Consider the following 19,447-nt stretch of genomic DNA (forward strand, 5'->3'; position numbering starts at 1 on the left):
CAAGGAACTCGGTCTGCGCGACTCGGTGCTGCGGCGCTGGGTTGACAAGCTCCGGCAGCAGCCGACATCGGCGGCGTGGCGCCCCACCACGCAGGCGACGCCGATGTCGGCGGACCAGGCTTCGGAGATCGCCCGTCTGCGCGCCAGGAGAACGAACGGCTGCGCATGGAATGCGGCATTTTAAAAAAATCGATCGCGATCTTCGCCGGAACCCGGACATGAGCTTCCGCTTCATCGAAGACCATTCTGAGGAGGTTCACTCCAGCGCCCTTGCTGAGGTACTAAAGTCGAGTGGCAAGCACGCGCATACGTGTGCATAGGTCCCTCAGGCGCAAATGCGTCCCCTACAGCGGGCACTTCTCGCGTCAGTCTGCCAAGAGCGACGACCGCCAGAGTCCATATGGGGCAGAGAAGGCTCACAACGTAGATTAAGCGCCTTGACGCCCATTCTCGTATGCGAGCCCCCTCTCCCACGGCACATCATTAGTAAAAAAGCCATTGCAAACTGGACAATCGAATTTGGCACGGCTCTTGAAGAGGAGGTGTCATCCAGCAACGTGCTCACGGATTCGCACTTGATGGCTCATAACGTTTTCGCCGCGATGGGTGGGACTTTCTAGTCGTTTGACGTAGGAACTTATGAGGCGGGCAGCTGACCATCTTCTTATTGACCTCCGTGAAAATGCTAAACTCGCATGGCCCATAGGGCTGACACAGCTTGGACAGGTGGCAATGATGACAACCGATCTTGCTTTCATCGGGCGTATCGGTGCTAAAGCCATAGCTGCAGCGGCGCTGGCCGGCAAATTCTATCTTGGGAGTATCCTCTTGGGCGCAGGCCTATTGGCCCCGATCGCACCTTCTGTGGCGCAGGCGTTTGCCGATGATAATCTGGGTTCGGTCCGGCGCTCGCTGGGTGTGGGGCTGTGGGCAGCACTGGCTCTATCGATCCCAATCATGCTGCTCACCTTACGCTGCGAGTCGATGCTCCTTGCTCTTGGCCAATCACCGGACGTGGCGCGGCTCGCTCAGCGAGTATCTGTTCGGAATGGTGCCAGGATGCGCGCCAGCGGCGACAGTGCGCGTTTCTTACGCCATTGGCCGCAAGGACGGGCCAGGGGTGAAGGCAGCGGGTTTGGCGGCGATGCTCCTCGGTGTTGTGATCGTCGCACATATGTCGCTTGGGGTGATCGCTGCGCGTCGTCAGATCGCCGAGTTTTTTCTAGACGGATCGGCCGAGGACACCGATGCAACGGAACTTGCTGCACAGCTTCTTTTGGTCTCCGTAGGCTCCTTCATCGCTGCTGCAATGTGCAGCACCGCGTCAGCTAACTTGCGCGGCTTGGAGGACACGCGCATGCCGATTTTGTTCGCTGGAATCGCTCACTGGCTGATAGGCTTTTCTCTAAGCTACATGCGTGGTTTCAAGACAGGCCTTGGTGCCGCTGGTGTCTGGATTGGCTCATGCGTTGGAATGACAGTGTATGCGACACTTCTTGTGTGTCGTTTTCAGCTGCTGACAAGCAGACTTACTCTTCAGAGCCAAACCTGCCGTCGCAACATTTCTGATTTGTAAGAAAACTGCCAAAAATGCAAATTTCAGTTGCAATGTAGAGGTAGCTGAGAAAGCAAACGCTCTTGGTGGCGGCCGTGGTCCGACTCCGCCTCGAGGACATACACTGCGCGTCCGAGGTCGGGCGACATCAACCGCAGCAGTTGCGGCCCCATCGACCCTGCTACGACACCATAGCCTCCTCGCTAATACGTGCCAGCTCCACCTTTTCATATTCCCACCAGATCAGGTAGTGTCCCGCTCTTCGTCAGAAGAGATACCATCAATCACGGCTCGACGTATAACTGATGACGCAGCTCACGACGATAGGAGTTGGTCGAGTTGTTCGTTCCCTCCTGAACCCGAAGTTGGTTATAATGCTCTCCACAAGCTCGATATCAAACCAATTGCATGACCGCGTTGCAAATGCCTTGCGCAGGGGCGAGGCGCTTAAGGCGGCATATGAAACCACAACTCTGGGACAGCTTGTCTCTATGCAGGCGCGAACGCACGGCCCGTCAATAGCGATCGACATCTTCGAGCGTGGCGAGCGCGCGACCTACTCCGAGATGGAAAGCAAATCGAACTGCTATGCACATGCGCTGCGCGCATTCGGAGTGCGCAAGGGCGATCGCGTCGGTGTGATGCTTCCTAATCGCATCGAGTTTCCGCTCCTGTGGTTCGCGCTTGCAAAGCTTGGTGCGGTGATGGTCCCGCTCGATATGCAATACACTCCGAGAGAGATCGAATACATAATCAGGGAGACACGAGCCGAATTTGCCGTCGTCGACGAATCTGCATGGCCTGTGTTTCGCGCCATGGATACGTGGCCGCAAGACCTTGCTAAGAGGCGAGTAATTCTTGTCGGATCACCCTCTAACAGGACAGCTATCACGCTCCATCAATTGGTCAAAGATGTCGATGATTCGCCGGTGCACGAGAATGTTCGCCCCGAGGACTTGCTGACGATCCAATACACCTCCGGGACGACGGACGTTCCTAAAGGCTGCATGTTAACACACGACTACTGGGGCGTCTGCTCGTACGAATTTGCATACCTGAACCCTTACGAGAGGTATCTCAGTTGGGCGTCCTCCTCGTACGTTTATGGACCGGGTATTCTTCTGATGTCATATCGACGGGGCGGCACGGTGTACATCGCTCAGAAATTGGACTCATCGCAATTCATACATTGGCTCAACAAATACAGCATCGAGTGGTGTGCGTTTCCGAGGCTGATAGCGGACAGCGTCAATGACGTACCCAAGTGCCTGAAGCAGGTCTCGCAGTACGATGGATGGAGTACTGCAACGATACGCCGATTTCGCGAGCAGTTTGGTGTGGGGGCCTACTACCCTTGGGGGATGACGGAAACCGGAAGTGGCACGCAAATGCTTCCCGATCTTGAGGAAATGAATGACGCCGGTTCGCTCGGGATTCGCTCCCCCTTCCGGGAACTACGGTTGGTGAATGATGACGGCAGTCCCACCCCCGTCGGGGGAGTGGGCGAGCTGTGGGTAAAGGGCCGTGCGATCGTCAAAGGCTATTGGAACAAGCCGGATGCGAATACGAAATACTTCGAGGGCGAATGGTTCAAGACGGGTGATCTGTTGCGTCGCAACGAACTCGGCTTTTATTGGTTCGCTGGACGTAAGAAGGATATTATCCGTCGCTTTAGCGAGAACATCGCCGCTTGCGAGGTGGAAGCCATCATCCGCGAGCTTCCCGAGATCGCAGATGTGGCTGCTGTCCCCGTTAGTGATAAAAAATGGAGCGAGGAAGTCAAAATTTACGTGGAACTGAAAGAAGGATTCACGTCAGCCGACCTCCCAGTGGAGCGCATTCTCGAGCATGCACGTGCCCGCCTTGCCGTGTTCAAGGTGCCACGGTACATCGCCTTCACTCCAGCGCTTCCAAGAACGGTCGCCAGCAAGAAGGTACTCAAACGTGAGCTCATGGCCATCAGCGATCCCTTGTGCGACACCTACGATGGCGTGGAGAAGCGCTGGCGCTGAAGCCAGCGTTTCGGCATGGTTCGCACCCGCGCAGGTATTCACAATGAACCTCAGGTATGGGAGCGGCAATGGGGCTCGCTGATGATCGAGGACCAGCGCGGAATTCTTACAGCTAGCCAGCTTAGTCAAATGTTCAGTATCGGCCGCTCCTGCCGGCAAAGTTTGCGACAGAAAGCAGATTAGTTCTGTCCTGGCAATCAACGCGGCTCCCAACTGCCTCGCCGATCAGTCAAGTGACCACATAGGGGTTTAAAATATCCTCTTCCACCAAACGAAATCCGTCGTCCTCATGATGCTCCTACTCTAGTCCAGTACCGCGGCGGAGATGGCATAGGCCCGCGGCTATAAGATATTTCAGCGGCGAGTGGACCGCCCAGTTCGCGACCTTCGGCGTTGCCGAGATTAAAGGGCGTTGTCGAGACTAAAGAACAAGTTCCTCGCGCATCCAGCTATTGATGGGCGGGACGGCTCCGCTCCTTCGCGGCAGCGATATACTGGGGAGGGCACTGAGAAGAGCAATGCACCAATGGGAGTCGCGACAAGGGATTGGACATTCGAAGCACCCTTCACATCCAAGCAGTTGATGCCTATAGCCGGACAGCTGGTCGCCGATGCCTCCTTCTGCTCGCCCGCACCTTGCCTGGTAGGCACGAGGCCTGAGCGACCGCTCATCAATTGGTGCGGGAGGTTCGGCCGTCTGGACGTCAGCCATGGAGCATACTTTTCATCGCTAGGTCGCCTTTCGTGACCGTTGCCGCCATGGCGCTTCATTCGCATTCTCTCCACGCTAGACTGGGTGCCGCTTGATGAACGCACGTTCAGCCGGATTATAGGTAGATCTAATTGTCACGAGATACGGCAGCAAGAATCGATCTATGCGACGTAAGTAGTCCTCCTGATTTTCCTCCAGCAAATATCTATATCCGTAAATGCAGCTTCGAGGGTGGCAGCACCTACACATAAAGCTCTCGGCGAGCCAATACTCCGAGCAGTTGTAGTCGATGGTTATTTCATCTCTCTCGCTAACGATTTCTTCGATCGCGTTCAGCACAATACTGTCTCCCTCAACTTGGACGTACGCGTTAGGACGACAGCAGTGATTTATGTAGTCGATGTAGTCACTACAAAGATGTCGATTACGATCCATCTGTATGGTCCTTTTAGTTGCCACCGGAAGAACAAGCCCACAGAGTTCTCCCACGAAATCGCCCTTCAATATTGTTTTCCTCGAGAACAGACCAGTTCCGCTGATTTTGGATGGTCCGACGAAGAGCCAACTACTCGTCTGATTAGCACGGTCATCCTGATGCATGCTGCAGCTCTCCCGCGCAATGACGACCGCTGTAAAGCAGCCATTTTTCATCATCACGTGGGGCAATTAAGCAATCAAAAGAGGGCTGTGATCAACCTATCAAATCAGACAGTCAATCTTTGGATGAGCGACTTAAGTGCGTTCGTGAGCCATCGGTGATCGAAGTGCTCGCCTCACGCTCGGCTCGACAAGCATTAGCTCACCAGATACTGGTCTAGACGCTTGTCGTCACTATCCGGCAAATAGTACACGCGATCGCGGTCCAGCGCCGGCCATCGCATAGAGGTCCGCGGTCGGCCACGTCTGCGTTCTGTCCGACGATCAGGACCGGTATCGCGCTCTCGTCCGAGCGGCATGAGGGTTTCGCCGGCGCAGACCTTTTCACTCTGCGATCGAGAAATCGAGGCCGAATTAGTTTGTACAGGGGCTCTGGTGATTGAGCGGCAGATAGCAGCACATTTGCGAGCGGGAGGCATGAGCCTGTCGCGTCATTGCTCAGGTCACACAATCGAGTGCTCCGGGCGCGCATATCGTGGACGCTGAATAGAAAAAGTCCCCTCGCGGCAGATGCTTCAGCTCCGGCCTACGCGCAGCTCTCTGGACTCGGCTGCTGTCAGTCTGATCTTCCCACCGCCTTCGATCTTGTCCACGGGTCGCCGATGTCGCGGGACTCCAGAGAGGCGGCTTAGTACAAATGAACAATAACGAAAGCTCGCAGCCACATCGTGATAGAGCGCTTTGATGCGGACTCCTGATATGCAACATACGATCTGGCCCACGACACGCCGGGTCGGTCAATTGCCTGGCAAATCGTGCTGGCTGGTACGTGCCTTGCAAGGGGACGTCATCCAGCGGAAGGCTCAAGGGTTAGCAGTCATGGCTCACTGGCCTACGCGTCAGTTCACATAGGCGTCGCGCGAGAATTCGGGCGACCCGAATCCCAATTTTCCTTTTGCTGCGCGTTTGCGCACGATTTTGTCCCCGCCATCGACGACGTCGGGACTTCGCTTCGAAGGACGCGTTCTTAAACTAGAAATCGTCTGTCCAACAGAACCAGGGCAGCATGACGAGATAAGTGAAACCGAAACCCGATTTTCTGACCGGGTCGACGGCGAGCTTTTGCTGCGCCTCGTGATGGCATTTGCGGGGCGAACCGGGGGTTGTCCCGGTGCCAAGTGTGGAAGCCGAGGACGTCCGGCGCGCCACCCGCGAACGCAACGGGCCTGCTCACCGAACAGACCGCCCACACCAACCCGATCAAGGCGCTGCTCTCCCCTCCGGCGATGGCGGTCGGCAATCCGCGCGGCGAGACTGAGTGGCCTAGCTTGCGCACCAGTGCGATTGGCAGCGGCAGCCGGTGCCGTTGCAGTTATAGGCCGAAGTGACGTGGGAGCACGCGCCTGATGCTGATGGGCGACAGCTTGCCGCGCTGTAGCAGATCCAGTTTACGGACGCTTTTCCGGCGGACGGTTTGTCAGCGAAGCGCTCAGCCCAGCCTTCACTGCGACGCTGAGGAATGAGCTGTACAAGGACTTCCGCAACCCGCGCGAAGTTGCAAGGTACTGCGGATCAACGCCCGGGCCCTGGAAGAGGCGGTATCGCTCGCGAGCAGGGCATCAGCACGGCCCGCGATTGGCGCGCCCGCCACAAGGCGATCAAGCTGGTCTGGGCTCCGCATCAGCCGAGCAGCCCGAGCAGCCGCTGGTTCCGCTCTCACTGCCTAACCTTGGCAAGCGCACCAAGCGCACAAACATCGTCGCGCTGCTGCGCAAGCTGATCGAGGCGTTGTGGCGCTACTCACCACCCGCCCATTCCAAGCAGGCCACCATGAAGGCACACGTCACCTGCGGCGCGGCTCGCCGCGCCCGTGCGGGGTGAATGACCGCGCCACCCCAGGGCCCTCAAGCACCGTTTTGTAAATGGATCTCATCCTCGCCAGGCTTCTCCTCGCAAGCATGGAAGGTGGGTCCGGATCAAACAATCCGACCGGATATGAGGTGATGCAGCGAGCTACACAAATCTCGGAAGCCAATCCCAGCCGCGAGCCTGGCCGCCCAGCTGCGCTAAGAATGGCTGCGCGCGCCGCCCTCCTGCTGTCAAACCCTAAACCAGTCCGATCGAACAAGACGGGACGACGTCGTTGGTTCTCCAAGGACTGCAAGGCGAAGGACCGCCGAGGAGATGACGCATCGATTCCACAGAAGGGTAGGCGAGCGCAAATCTGATGGCCTATGGTACTCTCTCAACTAACCTGACCTCCCTCATATGGGTCATTGTGAGTCAAGTCTTCGATTCTGGGCTCCCATACCAGGCGCGGTCGGTTCCGAATTGCCCGGCGATACGGGCCGACGCCTAAACAGCTGTTTACTTGGCGCGCGCAAGCACGCCGGTTGCTGACGCCGATGGCTAACGATCTGCCCTTTGTATCGGCGGCGGTAGACGCCGCTGCGCTATTCTGTGGCTGTTGCTCATGACCGCAAGACAGCGCGGCCCTAGGCCAAGCCAGATCTCGGAGGCATCGAGATCGAAGCCGAAGGCGGCCTAGGGCCCTCAATGCCGTAGCCAGAGAACGATGCTTGCCACATCGCGGAGGCATCTTGTCGTTGGGACGCAACAGTTTTCGAATGGATCGGCCACCAGCTCAGGCAATTGATCTAGATAAAGGCAAATGTCATTTATTGGTTTACGAGCGTTGTGACCGACCCGCCAGTCGGAGAGCGGTTTACCCGAAATATGGCGCCGCTACGGGGCTGGGCACCGCGCGGCCAGCGCCTAAAGGCCAAGGTGCCGCACGGTCGCTGGCAGACCATGACCTTCATGGCCGCCTTGCGCCACGATCGCATCACCGCTCCGTGGTTCATCGAAGGTCCCATCAACGGCGAAGCGTTCCTTCTCTATATCGAGAAGGTTCTGGTCCCGACCTTGCAGCGCGGGGACATCGTCGTCATGGACAATCTCGGCTCGCACAAGGCCAAAGCAGTGCGTCGCGCCATCCGCGCCGCCGGCGCACGCCTCTTCTACCTGCCGAAGTACTCGCCGGATTTGAACCCGATCGAGCAGTTCTTCTCCAAGTTCAAACACTGGCTGCGCAAAGCCGCACAGCGAACCTCCGAGGCCGTCTACGATGCTATCGCCCCGATCCTCGACACCGTCTCACCCGCCGAGTGCGCCAACTACTTTGCAAACGCCGGATATGACCAAACCTAACCTCATCCCGCTCTAGTTGCGAAGCCGAGCGCTCAGACACGCCGTTTCTGCCGAAATGAATGCACCGAGCGGCTGAACACGGTGTGCGGATAGTGCAATCACAGGAGCAATATGCATGAGGCGCAATGGTGAAATGAAGCTCAACTTGTTCCTTCACGCGGGGTATCATGAAGGTGCATAGCGAGATCCAGGCGTGCCAGCGAACGGCGGAGTGCATATCAGCCACTATACTCGTCTGACAACACTTGCTGAAGGTGCGGCATTTCACTCGTATTTTCGGCGGATGTTCTAAACTTTCAGAAGCAGACCGCCCAAGCCTAGCTCGTGAAGGCCGAAACGATCAGCTTGAGCCAATCACGCTGTTGTCGGCGCTTTCACTCGAGAACAGAACATATCGGCCTTATCGCTCCTGCGAGCACGACCTACCACCAGCCTTATCATCTTGCGCTCATGTTTGCTTCAATTGATCACCTAGCTCAGGGACGCGCGGTATGGAATATCGTCAGCTCGGCGTCTTAGTATCCAACCTCCAAACTTCGGGAAAATGAGCTTCCGGATCACGAAACGCGCTACGCTCGTGCGCGAGAATTCGCAGAGATTGCAAGGGTCTTTGGGAAGACGATACCTTCATTCGCGACAAGCATAGGGGTATTTTCGTGGACACGACGAAACTGCATTTGCTGTCACCGAGGGACTGCTTGTCAGCCAGAGGGCCTCTGAACATCGCAACACCGCCACAAGGATACCCGGTAGTAGTTTAGGCGGGAGCGTCCGAAGCTAGAATAAGCTTCGGCGCCAAATTTGGGGAGGTAATATTTACTGGCCAACTAGAAAAGGGGGGGCAGTTTTATGCAACTCTCAAACAGAAAGTGCGCGCACTTGGGCGGAGGAAGATCACGTACTAATCATGCCAGGCATCATCCCGATCGTCGGAAGGACCAAGCAGGAAGCCTCTGAGAAGCTCCAAAAATACAATCGTGACGCATATCCGTATACGCATATCGACGTTGCCATTGGGGCGGCCGATCGCTGGCTTGGGTCTATCACGGATCTGCGTTCAGTGAATCTCGACGCATTAGTCCCTGAATCTTTACCACCATACCAATTTCCTTCAGAGTCGCCAAAATATGCTACTTGAACTTGCGGCTGGTCAGAAGCTCTCCTGGAGGCACCTCCTCCGCACCATATCAGATAGCCGGGGCACCTAATGGTCATTGGAACGCCCAACGAAATTGCCAATGTCATGGAAGATACCTTCGATCAACGTGCGGCGGACGGATTCAATGTATTGGCCGCCAACGTTCCAAGGACTCAGGGGTTTCGTTGACCTCGTCCTTCCCGAATTGCGCCAATGGGGCAAATTCAGGACCGCATACGCCGGACAAACACTAGGAGAGAACTTCGGCCTCAAGCGGCCAGGCCATCCATTCACGCACGCGGGTGCAAACAGCCGTCCTTGTCAGAATGTCCATGCCCCCACATTTTGCGCTGGCGCTGAATTCTGAGATTGCCAGATTTCGATCGAGCCAGACGATGAGCAGCCGGAGTGATGCAAACGCATCCAGCTTGCCGTCAGCTTCAACGCAAGCCATGGACTACCATATATTTCGGTCAAGTTGACGACGAGGACCGCATAGAGCGGCCTACCATTGAACGGCGCCGCATTGGCCTGCTTGATATTCTCGCCCGCTTAGACAGATCGCCGACTGGCTTAGCAGATCGCGTCTCATTCAGGAGCTCGTCGCGCCTTGGGCCGTTGATGGAGAAGATGGTCTTGATTCCACGTCGGCCGCTATCCACGCCCTGGCGCTCTCGTGCGGGCGTCGGCGCGGCGTCGGTACGGGAACCCACAGACCAGCCGTCGAGGCGGGAAACCGTTATTAACCTATGTGCAAACGTTGTTACTCCACGGCAAAACGACAGGTACCTTACTGCGAGCGCGTTCTGGACCCGCGAGCGGTATGAGACCCTGGATGTACGGACGCTCCTTGCGTGCGGGAACCCGGCTGTTCAGGCCAAGCACCAGATCCTACCGGGTCGACAGCCAAATGTCGCTTCCAGCACCAGATCCAAGCCAATGCCCTGATCACGTTGCCCATCAGATCCCAATCGGCAAAGCTGATCTGCCGCGATGTCGCTCTCACACGCCGGCTTCTTCTTGCTATTGGCTGTTTCAGTCTGTTCACGCTTCAATGTATTCAAGAAGCGCGGCGCAGTGTGCTACAGCAGATCGTGCAGGGCGCGTCCGCTGCCGGTCACTCTGGACAATCCTTGCGGGTGCACCAACCGCGACGCAGGCTCCACGAACTCAAAAACGCAGACCAAAGAGTCTTCGATTCGAAGCAGAAACGGACGGCATACACAGAAAGCTCTCTTTTCTCACGTCGGCTGTGTCCGGTCAGTTACGGCGATGTCGGAAATTGAACAATTTACGGTTAGGAGCAGGTTGTTTGCGGCGCTTTTTATCTCGTCGGGCAAGTGCGCCATGAGTTGCTCGAGTGGCATGTCAATTGCTGACATGAGAGCTGCTGCACCCGAGGAGTTCACTGCGGCGCTGTCGCCTGTAGTCGTTCGTGAGACCCAGGTTGTTGTTTCTAGTTAATCTGTGACCGCGTTTGCGCTCGAAACGCGGTGAAAGATGAACGCCGGTCTGGCAGGCTTGGCACAGCTTCGGCTTTCAGCGAGGGAACGGAGAGCATGATTTCTGAGGTATTCATCACCTGTGCTGCCACAGGGGGAGGGGAAGTGCCGAAGCAGGAGAACGTCCCCGTGACCCCGGAGCAGATCGCTGAATCGGCGATCGAGGCAGCGCGCGCGGGAGCCGCAGCGGTGCACCTCCACGTGCGTGATCTTAAGACCCAAGAGGGCTCTCTGAATCCAGCGCTGTGGCGCGCGGTGGTGCAGCGCATTCGGCAGTCGGACGTGAATCCGGTGCTTAATCTGACTACTGGCGAGGGCTGCGGCATCGTACTGGGCAGGCCCGAAGCTCCACTGCCGCTTGCTCCCGCAACGTGGATTGCGAGCGCGCGTGAGCGGCTCGTACACATTGAGGAGCTCCGCCCCGAGATCTGCACGTTGGATTGTGGCTCGAAGAGCAGCAAGAGCAACGTAAATGGCGTCATGGTCAACACTGTTGGGATGCTGCGCGCGATGGCCGCGCGTTGCAAAGACATCGGAGTAAAGCCTGAACTCGAGGTGTTTGATACCGGCCATGTGGTTTTGGCAAACGATCTCATCAAAGATGGGCTGATTGACGGCGTCCCGTTGTACCAGCTGTGCATGGGTACAGGGAATGGTGCGCCGCCGGATGTAACCACGTTGATGGCGATGGTGCATCAACTTCCGCAGCAAGCTGTTTATTCAGCTTTCTCGGTCGGGCCGATGCAGCTTCCCTACGTCGCGTTGTCCCCATTGGTGGGTGCGAACGTACGAGTAGGATTGGAAGACAACCTGTATCTCTCTCGCGGGAGGCTGGCGACAAATGCCGAACTCGTACTGCGAGCGGTGGAAATTCTCAATCGAATCGGGGTGCGCGTGATGAGCCCGGATGAGATGCGCGAGAAGCTCAAGCTGAAAGTGTATGTCAGGTAGATAGCGCGAAGATCATGTCTCAGAGTACAAAGGTCGTGCCTGCGGGCTTGCCTCGAGCGGTCGGGCTTCTGGGAGGTGGGGTCATCGGCTCCGGGTGGGCCGCACGGTTCATTCTCAATGGAGTGGACGTGCGGCTGTATGGCCCGTCGGCTGGTGCAGTCGAGCGCGTGCGGAAGGTGCTTGTCAACGCGCGGCGGGCGTATAGACGGCTGACGATTGTGCCATTGCCGGCCGAAGGGTCAATCACCGTCGTCGATTCTGTCGAGGACGCGGTGCGCGGCGTGGATCTCGTGCAGGAATCTGCGCCGGAGCGCTTGGAGCTCAAGCAGAAACTTCTAGCCGCTGCCGGTCGTGCGGCCGGGCGCGATGTCCTAATTTGTTCCTCAACCTCGGGCTTTCGGCCGACGCTGCTGCAGGCGAAGATGGATCATCCCGAGCGCCTGCTCGTCGCGCATCCGTTCCAACCTGTGTACATGCTCCCTTTGGTTGAATTGTGCGGCGGAGAGCGCACCGCGCCAGAAATGCTGGAGCGCGCGGCAGCCATCTTCCGGGCCGTGGGTATGCATCCTCTAGTTGTTCGCAAGGAGGTGGATGGGTTTATCGCAAACCGGTTAGGCGATGCGCTCGCGCGCGAGGCCCTGTGGCTGGTGCACGACGATTTTGCCACTTTGGGGGAAATCGATGACGCAATCCGCTACTCCTGGGGGCTGCGTCGAGCCGTTATAGGCGCCTACCGCATGGTCGACGGCGGGGCCGGAATGCGCCAATACATGGAGCAATGGGCATTCAAGTGGCCCTGGTCGAGGCTAACTGACAGACCTAACATCAACCGTGCTTTCCTAGACAAGACCGCCGAGCAAGCAGACACGCTGGTGAAGGCGGACCCGCTGAGCGTCCCCGCCGCACAGAAGCGTGACGATTTGCTCGTGGCCGTGCTGCGGGGCTTGCGGTCCGAGAGATATGGTCCGGGTGAGACGCTTGCGCGCTGGGAACAGGCACTGTGCGACCGCGCTCCCCAACCGCAGCTAACCAACACCTCCACCCCGGTGCGGACGCCGACCCTCACGGTTACGTCCGATTGGGTAGATCGCGGCGGCCGACTAGCAGAGCTGCGCTATCTTGAGCTCTGCGGTTACGCCTGCAGCAATCTGCTTCGCTGCATTAGCGTGGACGACGAGTACCTTCGAAATCACGGATATTACCACAGTGTCGAAACTCACCTGTCCCAGACAGGGACGCTACACATTGGCGACCGAATCGAGTCGTCGACGCAGGTCCTCAATGCCGACGAGAATCGCATGCGGCTCTTTCATGTACTGACCCGCGAGGGCGACAAGGAACCTATCGCCACCGGCGAGCAGATGCTAGTTCACGTCGAGACTGGCAGCGGACGCATAGGACCCGCGCAGGGCGAGGTGCGCGAGCGCCTGCTGGAGCTGGCGCGATTGCATGCGGAACTGCCTTATCCGGAGCGCGCCGGCACAAGCATTGCGCTGCGTTGAGTGACCATCATCGGCCCACGTGTTCGTCGCCAAGAGCACCGAGCAAGTCGGCAGCCTCTACGGAAGCGTGGCGCTATGTGGCTTAGCGGCACCCGCGTAAGGGCAAGTTCGCTGGAATGGATAGATACTTGGTCCAGTTGAGAATGAAAAGCGCTGCCTGTTTCGGTCGGCGATATTAAGCGCAGTCCAATGCTGCAGGGTGGAGTGGCCGCGCCCCGGCTTGTCGATCCTACAGGCTGAAGTGTCCCACCATTGCCAAAACAGGTTCACGCCGGTGATCCGGCCAAATAAATACGTTTTCATGTTCTCGAGTTATGCTCAGCGGTCGACTTCTTAAGCCTAGGATGAAATGATCGTTGAAACGACCAATTCCGACCCCAGAAGCTTGTGCGCCTTCTTCCACAAAGCATTTCCAGCTGGAGCGGCTCTCGCGGCAAGCTCAGCCGCGAGCGGCTGGGATGTCCATTCCAGGCGACGCTGCTCCCAATCAGCGCGCTTGATTCGCACGATCGCATCTTCCTGGAGGTGCTCTTTAGCGAGGCTGACGCAGATCCTGAGGGGCGTTCGAGCGCGCCCGGTTCGGCCGACGAGCGGAAAAGCTCGGCTCGTCGAACGACGATGATGAACAGCAGGCCTTCGTCTTTGATGAGATCGAGACCGGCATCGCTGCAATCAAGGCAAAGGTCAGCAAGGGCAGCGCCTGGCGAATGGCAAGCGTGCACCGCGTCGGCGCAAGGGCTTTGCGCCCCATCTGGATCGAAACCGTCTTTGAGCCGGAAGAGCTGGCTGAGCATGCCGGCAAGCAGAAGGTGCTGATCGGCGAGGACTTGGTGCTGGCCCAGATCGCCGTCGTCAAATAGCCGATAGTCTACCGGTCTACTGGCAGGAGGCCATCTACGCCCGAGATCATGTCGAACTCGACCCGACAAAGACGGCCTATATGGGCCTATGCGTGCGATGACCGAACGTTTGGCCGGAGCGATCCGGCTTGTCGCTTTGAAGCAGCCGCTCCCGTAAATTGGTCCGGCGCCTCAAGCGCTATCGCAGCATCCTGCAGGTGATGGCTATGCCGCCCATAACAAGCTCGCCCTGTCCGATGGGGGCAAAGATGGGATCACATTGGACGGCTGGTGGTCACACTGCAGACGCAAGTTCTACGAGCTGCATCTTGCGGCGAGCTTAACAGTGGCAACGACGACGGTCGAGTGGATGGCGAAGCTCTGGCAGGTCGAGAAAACCGTGCGCGGTCAAAGCCCCGACGCTCGCGTCGCCGCGCGCCAGCAAGCCTCCGCGGCGATCGTTGTAGATGTGTTCGATCTCTGGCAGCAGACCTCTCCGGCAAATCAAAACTGACTGAGGTGATCCGCTATGCCGTCTCGCGCCGTGCCATCTTCGAACGCTTCCTGACTGATAGTCGCATCGAGCTCGACTTCAACGTCAGCGAACACGCCATCAGGCTACAAACAATTAAGAGAAAGAATGGCCTCCCAGCGACGGCGGCGAACGAACCTGGGCGACCATCCCGACACTGCTGCAGAAGGCGAAGATGAACAACGTCGATTCGTTCGCCTGGCTCGCCCTGACAATTCGGCGTATCGCCAACGGCTGGCCCGAGCAGCGAACTCAACGCGCTTTTGCCATGGAACAACGCCGCCTAGCGGCCTCGGCTTGCCGCTTACCCAAAGACACCGCTCGATGATGATTACCAACTCGTCGGAGTCGCCCACAACATCATCTGCTGAAGTCCTCAGTCTGCCAGCAAATCGCGCTCCGACTTCGTATGTCGACTGTTTGGGGCGGGCCTACTAGAGTGTGTAGTGCATCGAGCGATGTAGGGAATGTACAACTCGCCGGCCACTTAGAGAACGCTCATCGGACTGGTGCAGAAATGGCAAGCCTATTCAGTCCTGAGCACTGCTGAAACGGAATCGAGGGTGTCTACAGGATGTCTTAAGTAAATGGTGTATTCCACAGCGTACTGAACATTCGCGCTGAGAAATATCGATCCGATTCCAGTTTGTATGTTGGAAGCTTAAGGTTGCCGTGATGACGGTCCGCCTGATGAACTGTCATGACCTAGTCTGGCACGTGTAGGACGGGTAGACCAATTCTTGCGATCGGCGCCGCTACATGCATGCTCTGACGATCGGCGAGCTCAGCGAGCTGTAAAATGAGAATCCGAGGACGGTCAGTGTTTCTCCTAAACCAGAAGGTCTTTTTAAAATGATGACTTCTGAAAGACTTGCACAGACCACTCTGCAAGAGCGCATCGCAAATGCGCTATGCCGAATCGAGGCGCTAGAGTCCGCGTACGAGGCGGTGACAATCGGGCAGCTGGTTTCAATGCGAGCCAGAACGCACGGCTCAACGATTGCAATCGACGTCTTCGAGCGGGGCGAACGAGCGACGTACTCTGAGATGGAGCAATTGTCCAACAAATATGCGCGTGCGCTGCGAACATTCGGCGTACGCAAGGGTGATAGCATTGGAGTTATGCTGCCCAATCGCATCGCGTTTCCGATCTTCTGGTTCGCAATTGCCAAGCTGGGAGCGGTGATGGTTCCGATCAACATACGCTACACGCCGAGAGAGATCGAATACGTTCTCACCGACACTAAATCCAAGTTCGCCGTTGTCGACGAGTCCGTTAGGTCAGTGTTCTCGGCGATGGATCCGTGGCCACGCCACCTTGACGAGAAGCGAGTGATACTCGTTGGAGAACCTTCCGGCGCGACAGCCGCTCTGCTCGATGAATTGCTCAAGGGCGTCGACGATTCTCTGGTGGAGGAGGATATTTGCCCCGACGACCTGTTGAATATCCAATATACGTCGGGGACGACGGGCTTTCCAAAGGGGTGCACGTTGACGCACGATTACTGGGGTGTGCGATCGTACCAGGGGGTATGCGGGGACGGGCAGCCATATCGGAGGTATCTCTCTGCACAACCATTCTTCTATGCGGATCCGCAAGAACATCTTCTCAGGTCGTACCGACAGGGAGGTACGCTCTACCTTGCTCCGTCGATCAGCTCGACACGCTTTATGGGTTGGGTCAAGCAGCACCGCATTGAATGGTGCATGTTTCACGACCTGGCCGCACGCCAGGCCGACGCCACCGACGAAGATGGAGCGACGTGCCTGAGGCAGAGCCTGACGTGGGGCTGCAGTCCCGATACTCAACGCAAGCTCCGAAAGCGGTTTGGAGTGCGCACTCAGGATGCTTATGGGATGACGGAGATCGGGTTCGGCACACAGATGCCGAACGACCTCGATGAGATGCTCGAATCCGGTTCGGTGGGCATCCGTTCTCCGTTCAGGAAGCTGCGACTGATGAATGATGATGGCACACCCACCGCGGTTGGTGAAATCGGCGAGCTTTGGGTGAGTGGACGGGGAATCCAAAAAGGCTATTGGAATCGACCTGAAGCGAATGTCACCTCATACGAAGGCGAATGGTTCAAGACGGGTGACCTGCTGCGGCGAGACGAACTCGGCTTTCATTGGCTGGTAGGGCGGTCGAAGGACATGATCCGACGCTCAAGCGAGAACATCGCTGCGCGCGAGGTCGAGGCCGTCATTCGCAATATTCCCGAGATCGCCGATGTGGCTGCCGTGCCCGTTCGCGATCCTAAGCGTGGCGAGGAGGTTAAAATCTACGTAGAGCTGAAGGAAGGCCTCGTCCCTGACGACCTGCCGGTAGAGCGCATTGTCGAGCATGCTCGTGCCAGTCTTGCGGTGTTCAAGCTGCCGCGATATATTGCCTTTATTCCAAAGCTTCCTAGAACGACCTCCAGCAATAAAGTGCTCAAACGTGAGCTGACGGCTGTCAGCGATCCCCTTGCTGGCGCCTACGACGCCGAGGAGAAGCGATGGCGCTGAAGCCGAATGTTTCATTCAGCGCTTTGCATGCGCACAGTTGCCTCACGTTAGAGAGGGGACTTTCCATGCACACTTTCTTCGAAGATGCCGACAACTGCTCTATGTCGTGGTTGTCACGTTCCGCTGTCGCACTGCAAAACCGTCACCCTTGGTTGTCCAACAGCACTGCGAAGAATCTTACGGAGCTCGGTCACGATGCGATCCTTTGGCCGTCCATCCGATGGCCGTTGTCCTGATCGGAGGTAAGTTGCGTTGTTCAGCAGTTGCTAGGCCACCATCATAATGCGAGCTGCGCCATGCCCACGACCTAGTTGCGCAAGGACTGTGAGCTTTCCATGGCCCAGCGGCTGCACCAGCCCTGATCATATGGGGGCCCGAAACGGGTGGAATAGCGTCTCCTGATCGATCGTGCCGATGTCAGCGCGTTGCGCGATGCTCCGAATGACTTGGTCGGCCAGGGTCGCTATTTGTTGTTGGTTCACTGGTCGCTCGCGGGGACAGCGAGCTTCCGCTTGGCGCCCACTAAGCGATAGGCCGGAGGTTCGTCGATATAAAGAAAGAGGCCATAAGACTCCTCAGTAGTGGACTGCACCCCTGAAGTGAGACACGATAATTACAGTGACAGGCATTTCGAGGATGACTGTGGCAGGACGAGGAAAGAAGCGTCAATTTCCGACAGCTTACAAAATCAAGGCGATCAAGCGGGTCGAGCGGGGAGAAGGCGTGCTCCCCGTGGCTCGCGGACTTGGAATCTCCCGCAAGAGTCTCCATGACTGGGCCAAGGCCTGGAGGGCCCATGGGCCGGACGGGTTGAACCGCAAGCCCGGACCCAAGCCGGGCCCCCGCAAGCTCAAACCGCTTGCAACGTACGACGACAAGCGCTCCGCGCTCGCGCTTGCCAATGCCCGCATCGCCGAACTCGAGCGGCTGGTGGGCCGCCAGCAAATGGACCTCGATTGTTTCGGAACGCCTTGCGCGCATTGGAGCGGCCGGCAGCGCAAGGCAAACCCGCATCCGCATCATCGAAGTCATCCAAGCCATGACATCGGAGAGAACCGACGCCAACACCGACGTACAGCGCCTGTGCCGCNTCGCGGGCTTGCCGCGCGCGACCTACTACCGGCATCTTAACAGGCACAGTCGTGAGGCGGCCGAATGCGAGCTGCGCGACCAGCTCCAGCGCATTTGCCTCAAGCATTCTTTCTACGGGGCTATCGGCGAGTGACAGCCTCCCTCAGACGCCAAGGCATGGTCATAAATGCCAAGAAAGTCCTGAGACTGATGCGCGAAGACAACCTGCTGGCGCAGCGCAAGACGCCGTTCCTGAAGCCGCCCGCGGAGCGACCAACGGGCGTCCTCGTCGTCCCAAATCTGGTTCGCGGCCTGGTGCCGTCAGCTCCCAAATCTGAGTTGCGGACATCACCTATGTCCACCTCGCCAAGGCCTTCGCCTATCTCGCCGTCATGCTGGATGCATTCTCACGCAAGGCCGTCGGCTGGGCCTTTGAAGACAGGCTCGATGCCTCACTCGCCATCGCCGCGTTGGAGAAAGCCCTCGACGCTCGGAAGCCGAAACCCGGCAGCCTGATCGATCACTCCGATCGCGGCATGCAATACGCCTCTATTGCCTACCGCCAGCGACTGGCCGATCGCGACATCACCCTCAGCATGAGTAAGCCAGGCAGGCCCTTCAACAACGCCAAGGCCGAAAGCTTCATGAAAACGCTCAAGGCCGAGGAGGTCAACGGCAAGGCCTTCGCCGATCTAAATGACGCTCGCCGCCGCATCAACAGCTTCATCGCGGAGGTCTACAACAAGGAGCGCCTGCACTCGGCGCTCGGTACCAATCGCCCCTTGAGTTCGAAACCGCCTTCGCGCAAAACAATGCCGGTAACGCATCGTGACAACCCCGCTGTCACTGTAATTTCGTGTCTCACTTCAGGGGTGCAGTCCAGTAGCCCAATTGAGTAATCGAATATACAGCCGTTGGTTCGCGACACTAAAAGCGTGGATGTCGTTGTGCATTATTATTTACCCGAGCTTCATTAGCCGCACTGGCTTATGATACGGATAGTTCAGGCGGTGACAAAAAGCATTCACCTCCAGCCCAAGTGCCGCCATCCTGTTCGCCCGTCGGGCCATACGCTTGCGCCGACTAAGCCGCCGTAACGTAGTCGTCCGTGAACAAGTCTCTAAGCGATTGAGCGAGAGTCTGTTTTTCGGATGCGGAGGCATTTGAGATTGCAGGGATTGGGCGCTTGAGCCGCTCAAACCCTGCAGTTTGATTTGTGGATTCCCTTTCGCTGCGGACCGTGATTCTGTGGTGCATCGGAGGGGACGATGCGGCCGAAGAAGCACAAGGCGACGGGATCGAACGACCTGTTCCGGGC

The 19,447-nt window shown here is 57.6% G+C and carries 12 protein-coding genes and 4 pseudogenes; 15 read left to right on the forward strand and 1 reads right to left on the reverse strand.

Annotation, left to right across the window (positions count from 1 at the left end):
- From YU9_RS49530 to YU9_RS44495, 3 genes and pseudogenes are all read left to right on the forward strand, one after another.
- Positions 1-184, forward strand: a pseudogene (locus YU9_RS49530) (hypothetical protein); the annotation flags it as partial.
- A gap of 807 nt (positions 185-991) precedes the next feature.
- Positions 992-1,576 carry an MATE family efflux transporter gene (locus YU9_RS50700; RefSeq protein ID WP_245266783.1) on the forward strand — a complete coding sequence of 195 codons (585 nt, stop codon included), beginning with the start codon at positions 992-994 and terminating at the stop codon, positions 1,574-1,576.
- A 284-nt stretch (positions 1,577-1,860) separates the two neighbouring features.
- Positions 1,861-3,567 carry a class I adenylate-forming enzyme family protein gene (locus YU9_RS44495; RefSeq protein ID WP_245266785.1) on the forward strand — a complete coding sequence of 569 codons (1,707 nt, stop codon included), beginning with the start codon at positions 1,861-1,863 and terminating at the stop codon, positions 3,565-3,567.
- A 787-nt stretch (positions 3,568-4,354) separates the two neighbouring features.
- Here the strand turns inward: YU9_RS44495 and YU9_RS51430 are convergent.
- Complete coding sequence (locus YU9_RS51430) at positions 4,355-4,768, reverse strand: SET domain-containing protein-lysine N-methyltransferase (protein ID WP_371259270.1); 414 nt, start codon at positions 4,766-4,768, stop codon at positions 4,355-4,357.
- Between YU9_RS51430 and YU9_RS50705 the strand changes: the two genes are divergently transcribed.
- The 12 genes and pseudogenes from YU9_RS50705 (at position 4,664) to YU9_RS47240 (ending at position 19,028) form a co-directional block, all read left to right on the forward strand.
- The gene (locus tag YU9_RS50705) at positions 4,664-5,038 is read left to right on the forward strand and encodes a hypothetical protein (protein ID WP_245266787.1); all 375 of its coding nucleotides are present in this window, start codon (positions 4,664-4,666) and stop codon (positions 5,036-5,038) included. The genes YU9_RS51430 and YU9_RS50705 overlap by 105 nt on opposite strands.
- A gap of 1,473 nt (positions 5,039-6,511) precedes the next feature.
- Positions 6,512-6,757, forward strand: a complete 246-nt coding sequence (locus tag YU9_RS0140480) for a hypothetical protein (RefSeq protein WP_027577731.1) — start codon at positions 6,512-6,514, stop codon at positions 6,755-6,757.
- Positions 6,758-7,603: 846 nt separating this feature from the next.
- A pseudogene (locus tag YU9_RS0140485) lies at positions 7,604-8,086 on the forward strand (IS630 family transposase); the annotation flags it as partial.
- A 324-nt stretch (positions 8,087-8,410) separates the two neighbouring features.
- The gene (locus YU9_RS50710; RefSeq protein ID WP_245266789.1) at positions 8,411-8,605 is read left to right on the forward strand and encodes an LLM class flavin-dependent oxidoreductase; all 195 of its coding nucleotides are present in this window, start codon (positions 8,411-8,413) and stop codon (positions 8,603-8,605) included.
- Positions 8,606-10,783: 2,178 nt separating this feature from the next.
- Positions 10,784-11,677: a 3-keto-5-aminohexanoate cleavage protein gene (locus tag YU9_RS0140490; RefSeq protein WP_027577733.1), complete on the forward strand. Its 894-nt coding sequence runs from the start codon at positions 10,784-10,786 to the stop codon at positions 11,675-11,677.
- Between the two features lie 14 nt (positions 11,678-11,691).
- Positions 11,692-13,179: a 3-hydroxyacyl-CoA dehydrogenase NAD-binding domain-containing protein gene (locus tag YU9_RS0140495; RefSeq protein ID WP_051380707.1), complete on the forward strand. Its 1,488-nt coding sequence runs from the start codon at positions 11,692-11,694 to the stop codon at positions 13,177-13,179.
- 707 nt (positions 13,180-13,886) lie between these two features.
- Positions 13,887-14,039 carry a hypothetical protein gene (locus YU9_RS51435; RefSeq protein ID WP_371259268.1) on the forward strand — a complete coding sequence of 51 codons (153 nt, stop codon included), beginning with the start codon at positions 13,887-13,889 and terminating at the stop codon, positions 14,037-14,039.
- A 259-nt stretch (positions 14,040-14,298) separates the two neighbouring features.
- Positions 14,299-14,729 (forward strand): annotated as a pseudogene (locus tag YU9_RS51440) (transposase).
- A complete protein-coding gene (locus YU9_RS51445; protein ID WP_371259269.1) occupies positions 14,726-14,878 on the forward strand; it encodes a hypothetical protein in 153 nt (50 codons plus the stop codon). The pseudogene YU9_RS51440 and the gene YU9_RS51445 overlap by 4 nt, the downstream one beginning before the upstream one ends.
- 524 nt (positions 14,879-15,402) lie before the next feature.
- Positions 15,403-17,058, forward strand: a complete 1,656-nt coding sequence (locus tag YU9_RS0140515) for a class I adenylate-forming enzyme family protein (RefSeq protein WP_027577735.1) — start codon at positions 15,403-15,405, stop codon at positions 17,056-17,058.
- 636 nt (positions 17,059-17,694) lie between these two features.
- Positions 17,695-17,919 (forward strand): annotated as a pseudogene (locus YU9_RS50715) (helix-turn-helix domain-containing protein); the annotation flags it as partial.
- Between the two features lie 557 nt (positions 17,920-18,476).
- Positions 18,477-19,028: an IS3 family transposase gene (locus YU9_RS47240; protein WP_084299262.1), complete on the forward strand. Its 552-nt coding sequence runs from the start codon at positions 18,477-18,479 to the stop codon at positions 19,026-19,028.
- Positions 19,029-19,447: the final 419 nt, after the last annotated feature.

Source organism: Bradyrhizobium sp. WSM1743 (assembly GCF_000473065.1).
Lineage (GTDB): Bacteria > Pseudomonadota > Alphaproteobacteria > Rhizobiales > Xanthobacteraceae > Bradyrhizobium.

Bases quoted from the DNA above. Each gene is read 5' to 3' on its own strand.
- YU9_RS44495 (WP_245266785.1), top strand. From the start codon at position 1,861: ATGACGCAGCTCACGACGATAGGAGTTGGTCGAGTTGTTCGTTCCCTC.
- YU9_RS0140490 (WP_027577733.1), top strand. From the start codon at position 10,784: ATGATTTCTGAGGTATTCATCACCTGTGCTGCCACAGGGGGAGGGGAA.
- YU9_RS0140495 (WP_051380707.1), top strand. From the start codon at position 11,692: ATGTCTCAGAGTACAAAGGTCGTGCCTGCGGGCTTGCCTCGAGCGGTC.
- YU9_RS51435 (WP_371259268.1), top strand. From the start codon at position 13,887: ATGGCAAGCGTGCACCGCGTCGGCGCAAGGGCTTTGCGCCCCATCTGG.
- YU9_RS51445 (WP_371259269.1), top strand. From the start codon at position 14,726: ATGAACAACGTCGATTCGTTCGCCTGGCTCGCCCTGACAATTCGGCGT.
- YU9_RS0140515 (WP_027577735.1), top strand. From the start codon at position 15,403: ATGATGACTTCTGAAAGACTTGCACAGACCACTCTGCAAGAGCGCATC.